Consider the following 19,305-nt stretch of genomic DNA (forward strand, 5'->3'; position numbering starts at 1 on the left):
GGGAAAATTTTAAGGTTTTTTGGTCCGTCTTATGGCGTGGTATTTTGCCGGGCGCCCGCTTCTATTTTCCCTCTGGGTGGCTAGGCCTGTTTGCCCTGGCGGAGAGTCTCGGCCTGGTGGATCCTCTCCAGGAGTCGTTCGCGGAGACCAACCGAACGGGCCGCAAATTCGCGTTGCATCGACACATACTGCTTCTTGCCGTGCGCCGTCTCGATCTGGATCGGTTCGTAACCCCACGCCAAGAGATCGTAAGGTGCCGCGCGCATATCCATCTCGCGAATCTGCCACGACAATTCGAAACTGTCCATGAGGAGGTCCGAGTCCACGATGGGAAGCAGCTTGTACGCCCATTTATAGATGTCCATATTGGCGTGGAGGCATCCCGGCTGTTCCAGGTAGCGCTGGTCCTCACGGGTTGGCTGAATGTCGTTGAGTGGCCTGGCCTGCGGTTGGAAAAAGCGGAAAGCATCAAAATGCGTGCAATGGATCCGGTGCGATTCGACGACCTCGTCCGTCCCCTCAGCGCCTAGCCGGAGCTCCAAATACTCGTGGCGGATGTCTTGTTCTTCCGAGCGGTAAGCCATCGCCCATTCGTGCATCCCGAAGCACCCGAAGTTGCCGGGTTTGGCCGAGGTGCGTGTGAGGAGGTCTCGTGTGAAATCGATGGCGGACGAGCGTGCATGGTGGAACGCGTCAAGGTCCGCGATCACCGCGTGGTGGCGTTGATGTGCGGCGTCATCGGCCGAAAGCCCCGCAGCCTGAAGTTCGCTCTCAGTGGGCCGACGGTAGAATTTCCAGTCGGCCCTGTCGTCGGCGTCGAGCAGGATGACGCCAGGCCCGGGGTGCCAGCGCGCGAGCTGACCTGGCTTCAGCGTGTAGTACGTGAAGAGGAAGTCTTCTACCGGGTGCTTGCGTCCGTGATGACGTCGCTCCAGGAAGGGCTCCGTATAGATCGCCGCCCGTTCGCGGTGTTCAACCGCGAGGGGACGCCACTGGGCACCCGCCAAAGCGACGGGCGCGACGGAGGTGGGGCCAGCGGCGTCGTGTAGGGCCATAGGTCAGCGCCCGGTGCCTCCGTAAACCGTAGCTTCGGTTTCCGAGTCGAGGTTGAATGCGGTGTGGACGGCGCGCACGGCCTGGTCGAGGAGGTCGGCACGGGTGATCACGGAGATGCGAATCTCGGAGGTCGAGATCATGTCGATGTTGACCCCGGCCTTGGAGAGCGCGTCGAAGAACTGGAAGGAAACGCCGGGGTTGGATTTCATGCCGGCGCCGACGAGGGACAGCTTTCCGATCGCGTCGTTGTACTCGATGGAGGCAAAGCCAATGTCGTCTTGGACCTTCTCAAGGACCTCGAGCGCTTCATCGCCCTGGTCCTGCGGGAGGGTGAAGGAGATGTCGGTGCGGGCCTCCGAGCGAGTGGAGACGTTTTGCACGATCATGTCCAGGTTGATCTTGGCGTCGTTGAGCGAACCGAAGATCTTTGAAGCGTAGCCGGGCACGTCGGGGACGTCGACCACGGTGATCTTGGCTTGGGTCCGGTCGTGAGCCACACCGGAGATGAGGGGCTGTTCCAAGGGGATCTCCTTCGTCAGGTCGTGCCCGTCGGCATCGGCATCGGTGGAATTGGGGATGACCCACGTTCCTTCGAGGTCACTGAATGACGACCGGACGTGCAATTTTATCTTGAAGCGGCGAGCGTATTCCACGCAACGCAGGTGCAGGATTTTGGCACCATTGGCAGCCATCTCGAGCATCTCTTCGCTCGAGACCTCGTTGAGTTTGTGGGCCGTGTTCACGATGCGTGGGTCTGCGGTAAAGACGCCGTCCACGTCGGAATAGATTTCGCAGAAGTCTGCGCCGAGTGCCGAGGCGAGGGCAACGGCCGTGGTGTCTGAACCGCCTCGTCCCAGCGTGGTGATGTCACGGGTTTGCCGATTCATTCCTTGGAATCCGGCGACGATGGCGATATTGCCTGCGTCCAAGGATTCGCGGATGCGATCGGGGTGAACCTCGACGAGACGGGCGCTCCCGTGCACGCCGTCGGTGATGATTCCGGCCTGGGATCCCGTGAAAGATTGTGCGGTGGCGCCCAGCCCGTGGATCGCGATGGCCAAAACGGACATGGAAATGCGTTCGCCCGCGGTGAGGAGCATGTCGAGCTCACGGCTGGCTTGCGCGCCGTTATTGACCTCGGCGGCGAGGTCCAAGAGTTCGTCGGTCGTGTCGCCCATGGCGGAAACCACCACGACGACGTCGTGCCCTTGGTTTTTGGCCTCGACAATACGACGGGCGACTCGTTTGACACCCTCGGCGTCCGAAACGGACGAACCGCCGAATTTCTGAACGATGAGGCTCATGGGTCTCCCTTGCGGAACTGGTCTCTGGTGGGCTCCCGATGATCTGGAGCTACTCGTCACCGTGAGGCACGGTTTGAGAATCGAACCTCAGATTAGTCGGTCAGTGATCATTACGCTCATACGTGAACGCAATCCCACTATGTGACACGACAAGACGCGGTGCGGGCCTTTACCGCGTCACAGTTGGGACTCAAGTCACCTTTGAACGGTTGTACTCAATGTTTCCCCGGGACATGACGACGCTTACTCGGCCCAAGGATTGGCAAACTTCTCGCCACGACGCGGGGTGGGGTATCGACGGGGCACCGTCGGTTCCTCGGGCGCTTCGAGGATTCCGGTGCTCGATTCTTGCGCAGTCGGGGCGTTCTGGTCCGAGGGCCGCTGGCCGTCATCCCTGGATTGGGTGACGTCCGAGTCGGAAGCCTCTGGTTCGCTGGTGTCATCGGCGTCGTGGTTGTGGTGACTACCTGTGGATGAATCCTCGCCCTCGGGAGAAGCGGAAGGTGCGAGGGATTCTTCGGCAGATGTTTCCGGTGCGTCCCGCTCGTCCGCGGCCGTTTCGGCGGGCTGGGGATCCGGCGGTGAGCTTTGCTGGGCTTGCCGCTGCCCGGCCGTGAGGATCCGACGTCCCTCGAGGGCCCTTCCGAGGGTTATTTCATCGGCGTATTCGAGGTCGCCACCGACCGGAAGCCCCGAGGCTAGCCGGGAGACCGTGATGCCGATGGGGGTCAGCATGCGCGAGAGGTATGTGGCGGTTGCCTCGCCTTCGAGGTTGGGGTCCATGGCGAGGATGATTTCTTGGATCTCCTCGTCGGCCAGTCGCGTCACAAGTTCCCGGATACGCAAACGGTCCGGGCCGATGCCCTGCATCGGGTTAATCGATCCGCCCAGTACGTGGTATCGACCGGAGAAGCTCCCCGTGCGTTCGATGGCGGAAACATCCTTGGGCTCTTCGACGACGCATATCAGCGATCCGTCGCGCCGTGCGTCTCGGCAGATGGAGCACTTCGGCGTTTCCGAGATATTCCCACAAATCTCACAGAAGGAGACTTTGGTTTTGACCGTCGTAATAGCCGAGGCCAGCTGCGCCATTTCGTCGGCGGGCGAGTTGAGGATGTAGAACGCGATGCGTTGTGCGGATTTGGGCCCGACGCCGGGTAGTCGCCCCAACTCATCGATCAGGTCCTGAACGGCTCCTTGATACATGAATCCTCGCTTCTGCGGCGAATCGGATGGGTCCGCCGGATTGTTCGTCGTCTGTGGGGATCAGCCCCGATGATGCGGTCGTTCTTCCAAGACTCGCCCTCCGAGAATGGTCTCAATGGCGGCTTGACCGAATACTGCGGAATCCTCGACGTCTTCGTCTTGTGAGGATGGCTCGAAATTCTCCCAGTCGTCCTCGGGCGGCTCGGGAGCATTCGGGTCGACGGGAACGTCACCGTGACGTCCACGAACCATCTGCTGCTCGGGATTTTGCGTGGACCCGGCGGCGATGGCGGCCGCGTGCCTTTCGCGGAACGAAAGCTTTGACGCCTCGACGCCGGAGGATTCTTGCGTTCTTGAGGGATCGGCCGACACCGAATTCTCGGGTGCGTTACTTTCCTCAACCGAGGAATCGGGCCCAGGGGCGCCATCGCCCTGTTCATTGTTGTGAACCGCGTGAAGGTGGCGTTCGGACTTGTCCGTGCGGCGTGGGGATGGCTCTGAGGCCGGGGCGTCATCCGTTCGGGTATTAGAGGTGCCGCCGACTTCCGTCAGATGCGGTGTTCTTTGGCCCCACTTGGAGGGATGCTCGCTGGCGCCTTCTTCAGACTCGGGGCCTGAGTATCTCCAACCGCACGTGCGACCATCGACGGCCTTGCCGGGAGCGCCCGCACTGCGGGCCGCCATCGACCAGTCATGTGCCGGTTCGGATGTCTCGGGTTGGGCAGGGGCCTCCTGGCCATTTTCTTGGGCCGGTGTCTCGGAGGATGCGGCTTCGGTCGACTCGCCACCCGCGGGATCGACGGTGGAGTCGCTTCCACGAGAGGGGGCCGTAGCCGTGTCGTCGGAGATGACTCGGAGATGGCCGTGAGCGTTCTCCTTCGCCGGAGAAGATGCCGAGCTTTCGGGGGCCGCAGTGTCTGGCGCGGCATGGCTCGTGGTCGATTCAGTGGACGGGTCGTCAGAGGGGATCTGGGCGACCTGCCAACCGCTGAAGGACTCGCCCGATTCGTCGTCGGACCATTGGGGGTTTTGCGGTTCTTCGGTGCGAGGCGTGCCGTGCTGTTGCCAGGCACTTTCACCGCCTCGGGGTCCTTCGGGAATGGTCGCCGATTCTTCCGCCGTGGAAGCCGGGCGCTCTCGGTTCTGAGGCGCGGGCGCAGAAACTGACTGCGCTTGCTGCGCGGCCTGGTTCCAGGCAGCGTCGGTGGGCCAGTCCTCACCATCGGCATTGGCGGAAGCGATGGTTTGGCGGCGCGGCTGCTGTTGTGTGGGGCGGTTCGGTGCCGGATCTGATGGGTCTACGGTGCCACCGCCCGGGCCGCCGCTGGGGCCGTCGTCCAGTGCAACGCGGCAGTCGATCCCCAGCGTGTCCTTGAGCGCGCTGGAGAGTGCCGAGGCGAAACGTTCCACGCGCGACTGGATTCCCGGTCCCGTCGAATTGACGTACAGGGTTCCGGCCTGGAAGCGCGTGGGCCGACATTCCCGGAAGGTCGCTTGCCCGACCTTGGAGTATTTCCCGACGGAGGTGATGATGTCTGCCCACGAGCGTTCGATCATGGTCACCTGATCGTTGCCGTCCGACGGCGTCGTGTTGGGTTCGGCCTGGACCGGTTCGGGCGTAGCCGGGCGTGAAACGGCGGGCTCGGGTTGGTTCTCCGACGGAGCAACCGGAGCGGCGGGCGAGGCCTGCGGCTCGGCCGATTCAGTGCTCTGTGGGTTCGAGGTCTCCCGGTTACCACGAGCCATCGACAATGCCGCTTTCTTCCCAGCGGGTTCCTGGGCGGGCGGGGTGTCCTCACGCTGGGAAGCAAGATGCTCGGCAGGGGTTTCTGGGGTGGTGACGGCGGCTGGGTCGTTGTGTAACGGGGCCGGCACGGCACCGACTTCGCCCATGTTGACGCGCCGTTCCAATCGGTCCACGCGGGCGTTGACGCCGCGTGAGGAGTCGTCTGCGGTGGGTAGGAGAATTCGGGCGCACAGCAACTCGAGGTGAAGCTGTGGGCTCGTGGCGCCGGTCATGTCCGTGAGGGCGGTATTGGAAATGTCGGCCGCTCGTGACAGTTCCGAAGAGCCAAGCTGGGTGGCTTGCGCACGCATCCGGTCAATCTGGTCCTCGGGCATACCGTGCAGAATTTGGCCGGCAGAGTCGGGTACGGCCTTGATGATAATGAGATCTCGGAAGCGTTCGAGGAGGTCTTCCACGAAGCGTCGGGGATCTTGCCCTGTCTGGATCACTCGATCCACGGCATGAAATACGGCGGGGGAGTCGCCTGCGGCGAATGCGTCGACGACGCCGTCGAGCAACTCCGCGTGGGTGAAGCCGAGGAGTGCCACGGCAAGATCGTAGGTGATGCCGTCGTCATCGGCACCTGCCATCAGCTGGTCCAGAACGGATAGAGAATCTCGCACGGAGCCGCCACCGGCGCGCACCACAAGAGGCAAAACGCCCTGCTCGATCTGCACATCTTCTTTGGCGCACAGTTCCGTGAGGTATCCGCGGAGAACCTCCGGGGCGACCAAACGGAAGGGGTAGTGATGCGTTCTGGAGCGGATGGTTCCGAGCACCTTATTGGGCTCGGTGGTCGCAAAGATGAATTTGATGTGTTCCGGGGGCTCTTCGACGATTTTCAGGAGGGCATTGAAGCCTTCCCTCGTGACCATGTGGGCCTCGTCGATGATGAAAATCTTGTAGCGGTCGCGCACGGGGGCGAAGGTCGCGCGTTCTCGGAGATCGCGGGCGTGGTCCACACCGCCGTGGGACGCTGCGTCCATCTCGATGACGTCGAGGGAGCCTGCGCCGTCGCGAGCGAGGTCTTGGCATGACTGGCACACACCGCAAGGGTGAGCCGTGGGGCCCTGCACACAATTGAGACAGCGGGCCAGGATTCGTGCGGAGGTGGTTTTACCGCACCCGCGGGGGCCTGAAAAAAGATAGGCGTGGTTGACGCGGTTCTTTTGAAGCGCGGTCATGAGGGGCGCGGTCACGTGTTCTTGCCCGATGACGTCGTCAAACGTCTCGGGGCGGTAACGGCGATACAGGGCTGTGCTCACATATGAAACCCTACTGGTTCCGACTGACACTTTAAGAAGCGTCTTCCAGTCTGTGGATGCAGCGCCCTGAATTCTCGCCACATACGGATCCGAGTCTTTAACGAATAAGACCCCTCGCGCACCCGTCAGAGCCTAAATACCCTTGCTACCTTCCGGTCCTGGGGGATTTTCTAAGATGACGCCACGCGAGGGGCTTCCGATAGTTTAGCCCAGGCGACGAGTGCTGTCACACCGAGAATCCCGTGGCGTGTGACACCTTTCGATCCCACAAGTTGTCAGGGCCTCTGGCGCATGTGTAAGCTCGTATCCGTTCGCTTTCGTGAGGTCTAGTAAGACCGAGCAACGCCTGGAGGATTCGCCTAGCGGCCTATGGCGCACGCCTGGAACGCGTGTTGGGTTCACGCCCTCGGGGGTTCAAATCCCCCATCCTCCGCCCATGAAACCGGCCCCGACTAGTGGAAACACTGGTCGGGGCCGGTTTTTTATGTTCTGGCACCGACGAGTTTCCCGCCATTCCGCTGGAAGAGAGGCAACTTCATGGTGCCCCGGTGGGGAAGTAGACCCATCTCTACTGCTCGGAGCAGGCCACGAGAGCTAGCGTGACAAGCAGACACACTAAGAGGAGGTTTGGAAGATGGCTTTAGTTGGTCTTATGTCGATACTGATGGTGACGAGTCTGGTTGCGTTAGGCGGCGTCGTTGCACTGCTGATCTATGCCGCCATCGGCGTGACGGCGTCGGGAGCAAGGCGGGGCCGGCCTGCGGAAACCGGAGTTCCAGAGGCTGCGAGCCGGAGGCGTTCCGAGCGGGAAGCATTCTTTTCGTGATCGAGTGCCCGGGCTGTTGTCGGCGTATGGGGTGAAGCAGCCCGCCCCAAAATTTGATGTTCGTCACAACGATTTTCTGCTGGCGACTCTCTCCATGTGAAGGATTCGCTTCTGATTATGGGTGATGTGGCGCACAGGCCGTGGGTGGACCGCAAGCTCTCCGAGTTGTCGTCACGGGCCAGGAGTAGCCTCGTATGCATCGGCAGGTAAGCCGTACTTCTCGCATGACGTGGGGTTAGCGAGCGGGTTGTTGCGGTGGACCGATCGCCGATGCCTTGGGGATTCACCCCTCCTATCGCCGTTCTTGTTACGGGCGACGAATTTTTCCGATGATCCAAGGCCGGGCGGCGTCGCACTTCTTGGCTCGACGCCGCCCCATCTCATGTCAGATCGCCATCGTTCAGGCCTTGGGGGCCTCGAGATTGATCATCCAGCGGACGCCGAATTTGTCGGTAAACGAGCCGAAAACATCGCCCCACGGAGCCTTTTCTAACGGCATGGTGACTTCTCCGCCCTGCGAGAGGCCTTCGAACCAACCGCGTGCTTCCTGCTCGTCCGTTTGTGCACTACCGAGAAGGGCAACCTCGACCTGCGGATTACCGATCTGGCGGGGGACAGCGTCCATAATTCCGCCGTCGGAAGCCAAGATGAGAAGGCCGTGGGGCGTTGCCAACTGACCATGCATCACCTTGTCCGCGTCTTTCTCGTCCACGGGAGCCTGGAAATCGGCAAAGGTCGAAACGGTGAGATCGCCGCCAAGCGTTTCGTGGTAGAAGTTCAGCGCGGCGCGAGCGTCACCCGTGAAGGTTAGATAGGGATTCAATTGGAGGGACATGCTGGGCTCCTTCTGGACAGAGCACGGGGAATATCCCCGAATGGTGGCTCTATGGTCCAACTCTAAGGTGAATATGCGTTGAACTGAGAAGGGTTTTGCTTAGTTGTCCCTGTGATTTCTCCACCAAACGGCCGCCATGGCTGCGGGGATCGACAGCACCACGATGGCTACGAGGAGCCACGGATTGACGCCGCCAATGCTGGCCATGATGAACTCAGCAACCACGGCGACCATAAAAACGCACAGACATACGAGGAAGACATCGGGAATCTTTTTCACGGTGGGCCTCCACGGTGCGTCGGATTATCGCGGGCAGGTGCCCGCATCACGCCAGAATATCTGGGATTCAGCGCGCCGTCTCTTGTCGGACCCAGATTCCGAGGTACTCAATGGTTTTCCACATTTAAGGTAAGACGACGCCTCGATGGAGGTTCTGGTCGGTAACGTGTCTGTCATGGCTACAGACGAACAGCTCGAAAAGATTGCGAACGGATACAAGTTCGACGGGGACGTGGTGCGTCTTGGCGCCGCGATGAGTGAAGGGGAACCTCATCCCGAGGTTCCCGTGAGCCTCCCGATGTCGATGATGAACCGGCATGGACTCGTTGCGGGCGCTACCGGCACGGGCAAGACCAAAACCCTTCAATCCATGGCCGAGCAACTATCTGCCCAGGGCGTCCCGGTGTTTCTCGCCGACGTCAAAGGAGACCTCTCCGGGCTCGCCGAAGCTGGCGAAGGCAACGAAAAGTTGGAAAAGCGGAGTCAGGCCATCGGCCAGGAGTGGAAGGGGCAGTCCTTCCCCACGGAGTTCTATACGCTCGGTGGCGAAGGCACCGGCGTGCCGATCCGCTCCACGATTCAGTCTTTTGGGCCGATCCTCTTGTCCCGCGTCATGGAACTCAACGAGACGCAGGAGTCGAGTCTCCAGTTGATTTTCCACTACGCCGACCAACATGAGCTGGAGCTTTATAACCTCGCGGATCTGCGGGCCGTGATTCAGTTCTTGACCTCCGCAGAAGGCAAAGAGGCCTTGTCGGAGCTTGGAGGGCTCTCGAAAGCGACCGCTGGCGTCATCTTGCGCAAATTGGTCGGCCTCGAGGCAGACGGCATGGACAAATTCTTTGGCGAGCCGCAGTTCGACACCCAAGAAATTCTCCGTACGGCGCAGGATGGACGCGGCATCATCTCGGCGCTCGAGCTATCTAACCTCCAGTCGAAGCCGCAGCTCTTTTCGACATTCCTCATGTGGCTTCTCGCGGATCTCTTCGAACACCTTCCTGAAGTGGGCGACGTCGACAAACCGAAGCTCGTCTTTTTCCTGGACGAAGCACACCTGTTGTTCAACGGTGCGTCGAAGGCCTTCCTCGAGTCGGTGACTCAGACGGTGCGGCTCATCCGGTCCAAGGGCGTCGGAATCTTCTTCATCACGCAAACGCCCAAAGATGTCCCCGGAGATGTCCTCGGTCAGCTGGCCAACCGCGTCCAGCACGCCCTGCGCGCCTTTACGCCAGAGGACGCCAAGGCCCTTAAAGCTACCGTCTCAACGTTCCCCAAGTCCGCGTACGATCTCGAGGAGCTTCTGACCTCCGCTGGCATCGGTGAAGCCGTGGTGACGGTGATGACGGATACCGGCGCTCCGTCCCCGGTGGCTTGGACGCGTATGTATGCCCCGCAGTCCCGCATGGCCCCGGCTTCCCCATCCACCGTGGAGAAGGTGGTTCAAGGGAGCGAGCTGGCGCCGAAATATTCGAAGGTTGTGGATTCCTACTCGGCATTCGAGAAATTGACCGAGCAGAAGGAAGGCGACAGCGACGGCCAGGAACAAGCATCCGAAGCTCCCGCCTCAAAGAAGCAGCCGAGCGATGACGAGCGTGAGGCTCAGGAACGGGAACGTTCTGAGGCTCAGCGGGAAAAGGATGAAGAGCGGGAGCGCAGAAAGCGTAACGACGCCATGATGCGTGTGGGCACCAACGTAGCGTCCCAGCTTGGCCGTGAACTCGTTCGCGGACTCTTCGGAACCTCACGTGGTGGTCGGAAGCGTAAGGGTGGATTCTTCGGCTAGGCCGTCGAATGCACCTGGTGACGCGAAACGGCCCCCGGTGTACACCGGGGGCCGTTTCACATCAATCACTCGCACCTATGAGGTAGTTACGACTCTAGGTCGCGACCCTGTGCGGGCACTGAATGGAGCCTTGTATACACCAGAAAGAATTCATCGAATCAGCTCCATGTGCATCCCGTCGGCCGGTAATCGTCCTGGTCAGTGCGAAGTATTGAGCCACTGATCCAGGGTCGGCCCCACGAGATCCGAACCCTCCGGAGCCAGTAGCGTCCCGTCGCCCAGGCCGGCCAAGGGAGGATCCTGAATGTCAACGGGTCGCGCATCGTCCCGATGAGCCAGTACGGCCTCGGTGAGGGCGGGGAGCCGCATGGCATCCGGTCCGCACACCGTCACGACGCCGTCGCCATGTTCTCCCAGGGCGGCCTCGACAAGATATCTGGCGATGCTAGAAGCGGCGGCCGGCTGGATGTTCCAGTCTTGAACGACGACATTCTCGTCGTTCTCCGTAACCGCCGCCGGATTCAACGCAAACTCAAACCACTGCGAGCTACGCACGATCGTGGTGGTGAGCCCTGAGTCGGCGACCAGTTTTTCCTGCTGTGCGCGGGCGTCGTAGAACGGAAATTGCTGGAGGCCTTTGTCTTGCACTCCGTTGATGGACAGCATGACCAATCTCCCGACGTCGGCGGACTTCGCTGCATCGATGAGGTGACGCGCACCGGTAAGAATCGGCGTCACCGGGTCTTCGGAGGTCGGATCGCCGACCTGCGATGCGTCGATGACGGCGTCGACATTGGCTAAAGCCTCCTCGAGACCAGCGCCAGTCAACAAATCAATACCGGTGGACCGGCTCAAGGAGACGACCTGAAGATCTTTCTTCTCGGCTTCGGCGACAATGAGTTGGCCGATGGAACCCGTGGCTCCAGTAATGGCAATGCGGTTCATGTGATTTACCTTTCCTCGCAGGAAGAGATCTTGCTTCCACGGTAGTCCTCAAAGGACCGTAAACCCATGTCCGGACGCTGTAGCCGGTGTTCAGAAGTCGAGATAGGAACGGTTCTCTATTCTCACCGTGGGCAGTGCGCGGGTAGCCTTATTCCTTGTCCCCTCTGGGGGCAAGGGGTGCAACCCAGCCCATCATCACGAGCACGCAAAGGAATGCCAGACCACATGGCGCATACAGCGCAAGAACCAAAGAGTAAGTCCGGGTGGGTCATTGCCATCGCGGCAATGATGCTGTTTTCAATGTTTTTCGGGGCGGGAAATCTCATTATTCCGCCGATCGTAGGCGTTGAATCCGGTGAACACTTTGTGCCGGCCATTATTGGCTTCATTAGTACGGGCGTCTTGCTTCCCGTCCTCGCGGTGATTGCCGTGGCGATTACCGGCAACGACGTGCAAGACCTCGCCCGACGAGGCGGCCGGATCTTCGGGCTCATCTTCCCGATCTTGGCGTATCTGTCCATCGGCGCGTTCTACGCATTGCCACGTACGGCCACCGTGAGCTTCTCTTCGGCCGTAACCCCAGTTTTCGGTTGGGAATCCACAGGTGCAGCGGCCGGGTTCTCCGCCGTATTCTTTATCGTCGCTTTCCTGATGTGCTTGGACCCTAATGGTCTCGTCGACAAGCTGGGCAAGTACTTGACGCCGGCGCTGTTAATCCTGCTGGCCGTCTTGATCATTCTCGGCATCTTCACGATCGACCATCACACAGGACAAGCTTCGGGCGACTACGCGACTCATGCTGGTCCCGCCGGCTTCGTGAACGGATATCTGACGATGGACTCCATCGCGGCTCTCGCATTCGGAATTCTCGTCGTCTCCGCACTGCGTCATAAGGGTCTCCCAGCGGGCCCGAAGCTCGTGCGCGGTGTTGGGCTTTCGGCCATCATCGCCGGTGCATTCCTCGGCCTGATCTACCTGGGGCTGGGATACATCGGAAACTTCATCCCCAACGGCGCCGGATATCAGGACGGCGCGGCGTTGTTGGCCGACGCCGCCTCTCAAACGATGGGGACGCCGGGAACCGTAGTGTTCGGTCTGATCGTTCTCCTGGCATGCTTGTCCACCGCAGTGGGCCTGCTCGGGGCAACCTCGGAATACTTCAATAAATTGGTTCCCAAGGTTTCCTACCGTGCATGGTTGGTGATCTTCTGCCTCATTTCCTTCGCGGTCTCCACGACGGGACTCGAGACGGTGCTTGCCATCGCGGGGCCCATCGTGGGATTCCTGTACCCGCCGGCGATCACGCTCATCTTGCTGACTCTCATTGAACCGCTGATCCGCCGTCGCCTTCACTGGTCCTACATCTTGGCTTTGACGGTGGCGACCTTGTGGGCCGCGCTCATGACCCTCAGCTCACTCAACGTGGGCACGGATCTCATCACGACGTTGATTGGGTGGTCGCCCGGGCACGCGCAGGATCTCGGTTGGTTTGTTCCCACGGTAGTGGCCGCCGTCATTGGCGTTGTCATGGATCTTGCCGGCGGAGCCAGGAAGGGCGTTCCCCTCGGTGGGGAAACTGTCTCCGAGGCGGAGGCACGGACTGGCGCCGTCGACGTCGCAGGGACTTCGACCACGTAGTTTCGACCCACAACTCCATACACGAAAGGACGGCCCCCGAATATCGGGGGCCGTCCTTCCATCAATCACTCGCACCTATGAGGTACTTCCGATACTAGGAACCGACCCTGTGCAGGGCCTGAGGAGGGCCGCGACGCAAGCTCGGAATCACGTCAAAGAAGTCTCAGTTCTCTTTGCCTGCGGCGAAGTCCGCCCTCATCTGCCGCTTATTGAGCTTCCCGACCGAAGTGCGCGGGAGCTCGTTGGCAATGATCACTTGCTCGGGCAGCTGCCACTTGGCGAATCGCGCCCCGAGGAGGTCATACACGCTGGCCTCTGTGACATTCGTTCCAGGGCGGGGGACCACATAGGCCACGGGGCGTTCGTCCCAGGTCTCGTCGGGCACGCCAATCACGGCCGCCTCGGCGATATCGGGGTGATCCACGATGGTGTTTTCCATATCGATCGAGGAAATCCACTCCCCGCCGGACTTGATGACGTCCTTGAGGCGATCCGTGAGCTTGATATAGCCGCGGGCGTCGATCACGCCGACGTCGCCTGAACGCCACCATCCATCATCGAAACAGTCTTGCGTATCCGGCCGGTTGACGTACGACGTCGTGATCCACGGGCCCCGAACCAGCAACTCGCCGGCCGATTCGCCGTCGTGCGGTTGAGGCCGACCTTCGAGATCGACAATCTTGACTTCGGCGCCCAGCATGGGAAGGCCCTGTGACCGTTTGACGTCCCAGGCCTCATCCTCTCCTAGCTGCTGAAGGGCGGGCGGCAACTCCCGGTTCGTCGAGACCAGGGGAGAGGTCTCCGAAGCTCCGTATGCGTGCACGACGTCCGCGCCGACCACTTCTTTGAAGCCTCGCATCAAAGACAGCGGTGGCTCGCTGGCGCCGCAGATGATGCTGAGACCGTCCAACCGGGGCGGTTCGGGCAAGGAGCGAAAGTACTCGAGCAGGGGCGTCAAAATAGACGGCGCCGCATTGGTAACGGTCACCGCTTCCCGTGCTAGAGCGTCACCCAATACGGCAATATCCTGTGCCTGCCAGCGTCCGGGGAGAACGATCCGGGCTCCAGCCGCCACCGCAGCTTGAGGGAAGCCCCAACACATCACGTGGAACATCGGGGTCACGAGCATGACCGTCGAGTTATACGTCATCGTCATGGAGGAGACCACGCCCAAAGAATGGAGATACATGGCTCGGTGGGAATACAAGATGCCCTTGGGGCGCCCTGTGGTTCCTGTGGTGTATCCGGCGTAGGCAGCCGTTTTCTCGTCGATCCACTCGAAGGTGTCGTCCTCCGACTCGTCGTTCATGAGGTCCTCAAGGAAGACGACGTTGGGAAGATTTGTCTCGATTTCGTGCGACGGGCGATCCGACATGACGATCCAGCCCTTGATCTTTGTCTGGTCCCGATGGGCTTCAGCCATGGGCAACAAGGATTCATCGACGCACACCCACGTGGCCTCGGAATGGTCGATGACATATCCGAGGTCTTCCGTCGCGAGTCGGAGGTTGAGCTGCAACATTGTCGCCGCGAGGGCAGGCACCGCGAAATACAACTCGAGGTGGCGCCGTGAGTTCCAGTCGAGCACGCCCACGGTGTCTCCTGGCTCGACGCCGATCCTCGTCAGGGCATGGGCCATGCGGGCGATACGCGTGAATTCTTCTCGATAGGTCGACCGGTGCCACGTGCCCTCAAAGTCACGGTAGGTGACGGTGTTATCGGGAAAGGTTTGTGCCGCATAGCGGAACAGCGACGTCATGTTGAGCGGGTAGTCATCGCCGGTAGTGGCCGGCCGTCCTTGGAGCATGCGTGCCTCATCGTTGTCGTTGGCGTACTCGCCGTGGAGATATTGCGCCACAGCATACGCGCTAGTGATACACGACACAAAGAGGTTTCGGGAATCGCCTCCGACTATCGAGAAACGGGCGGCAGTGAGAGATCAGTTGGGTGTTCCGGGTCGAAGGTTCCGAAGCGTTCCAAAATTTCAACTTCGGTTGCCGAGAGTTGGCGGGGAGCGAGCTTCTCAGGATCGACGCCGACCAAGACGTTGACGCCGTCGAACACGACGGATTCCTCCTGGACACCTCGGAAAGTGATCGAATATGACGAGCTGCCGATTCGCCCTACGCCGAGTTCAATGACCAATTCGGGGCCGTAGAGGACCGGTTTGCGGTAATTGATTTCCGTGCGAGCCACGACCGTCGGGTTGATTTCCCTGACCCAACCGTTGAGGGAACGCAGCCACAAAATGCGGGATTCCTCGACGAGGGTCAGGATGCGGGCATTATTGACGTGGCCCATCAAGTCTTGGTCGGACCAACGAATGTCAACGGGCTCGGCAAAGGCGGGGTATTCGGTCACGGAGGGATCGTCCTTTCGCAGGGAGGGTTCTCGTCGATCCTAGCGAGAACGGTCCACATCATGCGGCGCGGCGAGAAATTCCGTGCAGAGAGTGCATCGGGCGACCCCAATCGAAATAATGGGGCGTGACTGGCGGTTATGCCGGATGTCGAGAGGAGCACACTATGGGACTGAAGATCGTGGTTGGCGGGGACAACGCCGGATACAACTACAAAGAAGCTTTGAAAGCGGACCTCCTGGCCGATGACCGCGTCGATGAGGTTCTCGACGTCGGTGTCACGGGAACGGACGATTCGACGTACTACCCCAACGTGGCGACTGCGGCCGGCGAAAAAGTTATTGCCGGCGAGGCCGACCGGGCCTTGCTGATCTGCGGCACGGGCCTGGGCGTCGCGATTTCGGCCAATAAGGTCAAGGGGATCCGCGCCGTGACCGCTCACGATATCTATTCGGTGCAGCGGTCCGTGCTGTCCAATAACGCGCAGGTCCTGTGCATGGGGGAGCGCGTGATCGGCTTGGAGCTCGCCCGCACGTTGGTCGATGCCTGGCTGGACCTGGAATTCGACCCAAACTCGTCGTCGGCTGCCAAGGTTGACGCCATTTGCGCATACGAAGGGGACTAAGAACCCACAGAAAACACATGACGCCAGCCAGCTGTACACCCTGCCGGCTGGTCCATGAACGACGACGCCGCGCCCCTACTCTTGAGGTGGGGAGCGCGGCGTCCTCGTGTGCTTGATGGGTCAGACGTCTCGGCGGGCTGCCTCTGAGGGCACCGCTTCCAAAAATGCTGGGCGGTTAAACCCGGCGGCACGGAATTGTTGGTCGACGGCGGATGCCACTGCAGAGACATCTTCGGCCCGTACCAAGGCGATGGCCGAGCCTCCGAAGCCGCCACCGGTCATGCGGGCACCCAAGGCTCCAGCTTCACGCGCGGCATCGACGGCGAGATCCAACTCGGGGCAACTGACCTGGTAGTCGTCCCGTAGGGAAGCGTGCGAGGCGTCCAGAAGCTCTCCCAAGCGCAACCAGGCCGGATTTTCGGCCGCAACGTTCGAGGAGAATAGCGTCTTGCACTGTTCGACGCGGAACACCTCAGTCCATACATGCCGCACGAGCCCGGTCAAGGAGTCGGCGTCGTGACCTTCGGGGATGACGACTTCGCCTCGGCGGAGAGTGTTCTCCCAGGTCTCGAATGCCGTGCTGAGATCCGCCTCCGTGATGTCCTCGGGGAGCGCATCGCGCAGGGTCGGCACGTCCAGGGCTTTCGCCGCCGCGTCGCAACCCGAGCGTCGGTGGGCATATTGACCGTCGGCCAAGCGGTGAGGGGCCCGGGTATCGATCACGAGGAGTGCCAGGCCGGCCCCGGCGATATCGATGGAAATGGGACGGGACGAGAAATCACGGCAATCAATGGTCAACACCGAGCCTTCATGGGCTCGTAGCGAGATGGACTGGTCCATTCCGCCCGTGTTAGCCCCGGCGATCTCGTTTTCAGCGCGGATACAAGCCGCTGCGAGTCGTCCACGCCCCTCATCTGTGGCCGCAAGGAGATCTCGTTCTGGGTGGTCTCGCGTGCACAGGGAGTCCACGGCCAAAGCAACCGAGCATTCGAGCGCGGCTGAAGAGGAGAGCCCGGCACCGAGCGGAACCGCAGAATCCACGAGTATCTCTGCCCCCGGGGCGATCTGACCGTCGTCACCACCGGCGAGGCCCGCCTGGCTCATGGCCCACGGAACCCCCGCGACATAGGTTAGCCAACCCGAGAGGCTCCCCGGGGTGAGCTGGGATAGGGACACCGACTCTGCACCCCCGTTTTCTTGAGCGGAGGCGGCCCGGACGACGCCATCGGCGCGAGGCGAGACGGCGACGTACGTGCGATGGGGGAGTGCGAGCGGAACGACGGTGCCACCGTTGTAGTCAACGTGCTCACCGATCAGATTGACCCGGCCAGGTGCCGAGAAGATGCCCCACGGTTGGAAGCCGTGGGCGGAGACGAACGCCTCGCGAATCGCGGCGGTGGCCTCGTCAGCGGATGGTGCGTCAATCCATTCAAGGCTGGTCACGGCGCGACCTCCCGGAGTCGTTGAGCAATGCGTTCGGGCGTGGTGTCGTTGATCCACGCGGACATGGCCGATTCGGAACCCGCAAGGTACTTGAGCTTCCCGGGCGCTCGGAGCAGGGAAAACACGTGCAGTCGCATTCTCGAGATGTGTTCGCCGCCTCGAACGGGTGCCTGGTGCCACGCGGCGATGTAGGGAAGGTGGTCGACCTCGTCGAAGAAGCGGTTCAATCGGCCCAAGAGGTCCAGATACAGGTCGGTGAGCTCATCCTTCTCGGTATCGGTGAGTTCCGTGAAATCCCGTGCCGCACGTCGAGGCATCACGGTAAATTCCACGGGCCACTTCGCCGCGAACGGAACATAGGCCACCCATGAGGCGGTTTCTGCCACGATGCGCGTACCTTCTTTGAGCTCCGCCTGAAGCACATCGTCTAGGAGGTCGCCTCCGGTGCGTTCCGCCCATTCTTCGGCCTGACGTGCGACGTCGGCGGTTTCCGGAGTGACGTAAGGGTACGCGTAAATCTGCCCGTGCGGATGGTGAAGCGTCACCCCAATCTCCTCGCCGCGGTTTTCGAACGGGAAAACCTGGGCCACCCCATCGAGGCGGGAGAGTTCTCGTGTGCGGTGCGTCCAGGCCTCGATGACCGTTCTTGCGCGGCGGTGGCCCAGTTCGGCAAAGGAACCTTCCCAATCCGAGGTGAAACACACGACTTCGCATCGGCCGGCGGGGGAGGTCTCCTCAAAGAGCGGCTCGTCCCGGTAGATCTCGAGGGGGCCTTGGAGGGAGGGGAAGCGGTTTTCGAAAACGACGACGTCGTATTCGGCTTCAGGAATTTCTGACGGAACGGTGCCGCGACCTGCGGGGGCTAGGGGATCCTCGTCAGCGGGAGGTAGGAAGGTGCGGTTCATGCGGTGAGCGGCGATGGCGACGGGGTGCCCGCTCAACGGGTCCACGCGAACGCTCGCGGCTTCACGCGGTGGCATAGTGCGCTCGTCGAGGGGACGCGGATCGTGAATCTGCCGCGTCTTATGGCCCGAGAGATACGGCTCCGTGTCATCGAAGAAGAAGATTTCTCGGCCGTCGGCGAGTTGCCCGCGGGTGATGCGGGGAGAATTCGGCTCTGTCATGAGGAAATGACCACCTTGTTGACGTTGTCTTCTAGAAAGTCGTGGGCCACGGCGGGAAGTCCGGAATCGGTCACGACGACGTCGACGTCCGGCCAGTCGGCGAATCCGGCGAGTCCAGTGGTGCCCCATTTGGAGTGATCGAAAATGGCCACGACGGTCCGTGCCGATTCGATGAGGGCCCGGTTGGTGCGGGCCTCGGCGAGGTTGGGTGTGGTGAGTCCTGAGATTCCCGCGCCATGAGCACCGATGAAGAGCGTGTCCACGTGAAGGTTGGTCAAGGCAAGGTCGGCGACCGGGCCGACCAGGGCATCTGATGGTGTGCGCTGCCCGCCGGTGAGTAAGACGTGATGAGGATTGCCGGGGTGGTTGCCGGCGGCGGAGTGTTCCGCCGTGAAGAATTCTTCGGCAACGGGGAGGGAATTGGTCACGATGGTCAGATTGGAGATATCCGCGCGGCTGGTGAGTTCTTGAGCCAGTCGAGTGCACGTGGTGCCCGCGGAGAACCCGAGTGATTGGTCGGATGAGACCATCTCGGCGGCGCGCTGCGCTATGCCTGCTTTTATTCCGGCGTTACGGGACATCTTGTCCGCGTAGGCGGGCTCAAGGGTGGACTTCGTGGATTCTGCGCCACCATGAATTCTGTTGAGGAGCCCCTGTTCGTCAAGGTCGGCTAGGTCCCGACGGACGGTCATTGGCGAAACATTGAGGTTCTCGGCCAGCACCTGAACATGAACCGTGCCGTGTTTTTGGACTTCGCGGACGATCAGTTTTCGGCGTTCTTCGGCGAGCATCGTCACTCCTTCCAGCCGTTGTGCGTTCAAGTCTGGTCTT

The 19,305-nt window shown here is 61.1% G+C and carries 15 protein-coding genes, 1 tRNA gene and 1 other RNA gene; 4 read left to right on the forward strand and 13 right to left on the reverse strand.

From position 1 onward, the window contains the following. Positions 1 to 80: 80 nt before the first annotated feature. From B9Y51_RS05540 to ffs, 5 genes are all read right to left on the reverse strand, one after another. Entirely contained in the window at positions 81 to 1,055 is a 975-nt protein-coding gene (locus B9Y51_RS05540; protein ID WP_085529090.1) for a 3-methyladenine DNA glycosylase, read from the reverse strand. A 3-nt stretch (positions 1,056 to 1,058) separates the two neighbouring features. Continuing rightward, complete coding sequence (locus B9Y51_RS05545; protein ID WP_085529091.1) at positions 1,059 to 2,360, reverse strand: aspartate kinase; 1,302 nt, start codon at positions 2,358 to 2,360, stop codon at positions 1,059 to 1,061. A gap of 243 nt (positions 2,361 to 2,603) precedes the next feature. After that, positions 2,604 to 3,566: a recombination mediator RecR gene (gene recR, locus B9Y51_RS05550; RefSeq protein WP_085529092.1), complete on the reverse strand. Its 963-nt coding sequence runs from the start codon at positions 3,564 to 3,566 to the stop codon at positions 2,604 to 2,606. Positions 3,567 to 3,626: 60 nt separating this feature from the next. Continuing rightward, positions 3,627 to 6,617 (reverse strand): DNA polymerase III subunit gamma and tau, encoded by a 2,991-nt coding sequence (locus tag B9Y51_RS05555; protein WP_085529093.1) that lies wholly within the window; start codon positions 6,615 to 6,617, stop codon positions 3,627 to 3,629. 102 nt (positions 6,618 to 6,719) lie between these two features. Continuing rightward, an RNA gene (gene ffs, locus B9Y51_RS05560) (signal recognition particle sRNA small type) lies at positions 6,720 to 6,815 on the reverse strand. A 150-nt stretch (positions 6,816 to 6,965) separates the two neighbouring features. Here ffs and B9Y51_RS05565 point away from each other — a divergent pair. Next, positions 6,966 to 7,050 (forward strand) — tRNA-Ser (locus B9Y51_RS05565). Between the two features lie 793 nt (positions 7,051 to 7,843). Here B9Y51_RS05565 and B9Y51_RS05575 read toward each other — a convergent pair. Together B9Y51_RS05575 and B9Y51_RS05580 are read right to left on the reverse strand one after the other, a co-directional pair. Next, positions 7,844 to 8,278, reverse strand: coding sequence for a VOC family protein (locus B9Y51_RS05575; RefSeq protein ID WP_048683985.1), 435 nt, complete (start codon positions 8,276 to 8,278; stop codon positions 7,844 to 7,846). Positions 8,279 to 8,377: 99 nt separating this feature from the next. Continuing rightward, positions 8,378 to 8,557 (reverse strand): hypothetical protein, encoded by a 180-nt coding sequence (locus B9Y51_RS05580; RefSeq protein ID WP_048683981.1) that lies wholly within the window; start codon positions 8,555 to 8,557, stop codon positions 8,378 to 8,380. Between the two features lie 175 nt (positions 8,558 to 8,732). Between B9Y51_RS05580 and B9Y51_RS05585 the strand changes: the two genes are divergently transcribed. Beyond that, positions 8,733 to 10,340: a helicase HerA-like domain-containing protein gene (locus tag B9Y51_RS05585; RefSeq protein WP_085529686.1), complete on the forward strand. Its 1,608-nt coding sequence runs from the start codon at positions 8,733 to 8,735 to the stop codon at positions 10,338 to 10,340. A gap of 198 nt (positions 10,341 to 10,538) precedes the next feature. On the opposite strand, the gene B9Y51_RS05590 is transcribed toward B9Y51_RS05585, so the two are convergent. Next, positions 10,539 to 11,285 carry an SDR family oxidoreductase gene (locus tag B9Y51_RS05590; protein ID WP_085529095.1) on the reverse strand — a complete coding sequence of 249 codons (747 nt, stop codon included), beginning with the start codon at positions 11,283 to 11,285 and terminating at the stop codon, positions 10,539 to 10,541. A gap of 225 nt (positions 11,286 to 11,510) precedes the next feature. On the opposite strand from B9Y51_RS05590, the gene brnQ reads away from it, so the two are divergent. After that, complete coding sequence (gene brnQ, locus B9Y51_RS05595) at positions 11,511 to 12,923, forward strand: branched-chain amino acid transport system II carrier protein (RefSeq protein ID WP_048683974.1); 1,413 nt, start codon at positions 11,511 to 11,513, stop codon at positions 12,921 to 12,923. A 163-nt stretch (positions 12,924 to 13,086) separates the two neighbouring features. Here the strand turns inward: brnQ and B9Y51_RS05600 are convergent, their stop codons facing one another. Beyond that, positions 13,087 to 14,781: a long-chain-fatty-acid--CoA ligase gene (locus B9Y51_RS05600; protein WP_245826080.1), complete on the reverse strand. Its 1,695-nt coding sequence runs from the start codon at positions 14,779 to 14,781 to the stop codon at positions 13,087 to 13,089. 53 nt (positions 14,782 to 14,834) lie between these two features. Beyond that, complete coding sequence (locus tag B9Y51_RS05605; RefSeq protein WP_048683971.1) at positions 14,835 to 15,284, reverse strand: acyl-CoA thioesterase; 450 nt, start codon at positions 15,282 to 15,284, stop codon at positions 14,835 to 14,837. A gap of 164 nt (positions 15,285 to 15,448) precedes the next feature. Between B9Y51_RS05605 and B9Y51_RS05610 the strand changes: the two genes are divergently transcribed. Continuing rightward, entirely contained in the window at positions 15,449 to 15,907 is a 459-nt protein-coding gene (locus B9Y51_RS05610; protein WP_048683969.1) for a ribose-5-phosphate isomerase, read from the forward strand. 120 nt (positions 15,908 to 16,027) lie between these two features. Here B9Y51_RS05610 and galK read toward each other — a convergent pair whose 3' ends face one another. Genes galK through B9Y51_RS05625 form a run of 3 tightly spaced genes read right to left on the reverse strand, consistent with a single transcriptional unit; the run spans position 16,028 to position 19,265 of the window. Continuing rightward, entirely contained in the window at positions 16,028 to 17,350 is a 1,323-nt protein-coding gene (gene galK / locus B9Y51_RS05615; protein WP_085529096.1) for a galactokinase, read from the reverse strand. Next, positions 17,347 to 18,474 carry a galactose-1-phosphate uridylyltransferase gene (galT, locus tag B9Y51_RS05620; protein ID WP_085529097.1) on the reverse strand — a complete coding sequence of 376 codons (1,128 nt, stop codon included), beginning with the start codon at positions 18,472 to 18,474 and terminating at the stop codon, positions 17,347 to 17,349. The genes galK and galT overlap by 4 nt, the downstream gene beginning before the upstream one ends. Further along, positions 18,471 to 19,265 carry a DeoR/GlpR family DNA-binding transcription regulator gene (locus B9Y51_RS05625; RefSeq protein ID WP_085529098.1) on the reverse strand — a complete coding sequence of 265 codons (795 nt, stop codon included), beginning with the start codon at positions 19,263 to 19,265 and terminating at the stop codon, positions 18,471 to 18,473. Before B9Y51_RS05625 ends, galT begins: the two co-directional genes overlap by 4 nt. Between the last annotated feature and the right edge of the window lie 40 nt (positions 19,266 to 19,305).

It is taken from the genome of Kocuria massiliensis (assembly GCF_900169715.1).
GTDB classification, from domain to species: domain Bacteria; phylum Actinomycetota; class Actinomycetes; order Actinomycetales; family Micrococcaceae; genus Rothia; species Rothia massiliensis.

What these genes read in the sequence shown, in the direction of transcription:
- B9Y51_RS05540 (WP_085529090.1), bottom strand. Translation starts at nt 1,055, where the DNA reads ATGGCCCTACACGACGCCGCTGGCCCCACCTCCGTCGCGCCCGTCGCT.
- B9Y51_RS05545 (WP_085529091.1), bottom strand. Translation starts at nt 2,360, where the DNA reads ATGAGCCTCATCGTTCAGAAATTCGGCGGTTCGTCCGTTTCGGACGCC.
- recR (WP_085529092.1), bottom strand. Translation starts at nt 3,566, where the DNA reads ATGTATCAAGGAGCCGTTCAGGACCTGATCGATGAGTTGGGGCGACTA.
- B9Y51_RS05575 (WP_048683985.1), bottom strand. Translation starts at nt 8,278, where the DNA reads ATGTCCCTCCAATTGAATCCCTATCTAACCTTCACGGGTGACGCTCGC.
- B9Y51_RS05585 (WP_085529686.1), top strand. Translation starts at nt 8,733, where the DNA reads ATGGCTACAGACGAACAGCTCGAAAAGATTGCGAACGGATACAAGTTC.
- B9Y51_RS05590 (WP_085529095.1), bottom strand. Translation starts at nt 11,285, where the DNA reads ATGAACCGCATTGCCATTACTGGAGCCACGGGTTCCATCGGCCAACTC.
- brnQ (WP_048683974.1), top strand. Translation starts at nt 11,511, where the DNA reads ATGGCGCATACAGCGCAAGAACCAAAGAGTAAGTCCGGGTGGGTCATT.
- B9Y51_RS05610 (WP_048683969.1), top strand. Translation starts at nt 15,449, where the DNA reads ATGGGACTGAAGATCGTGGTTGGCGGGGACAACGCCGGATACAACTAC.
- galT (WP_085529097.1), bottom strand. Translation starts at nt 18,474, where the DNA reads ATGACAGAGCCGAATTCTCCCCGCATCACCCGCGGGCAACTCGCCGAC.
- B9Y51_RS05625 (WP_085529098.1), bottom strand. Translation starts at nt 19,265, where the DNA reads ATGCTCGCCGAAGAACGCCGAAAACTGATCGTCCGCGAAGTCCAAAAA.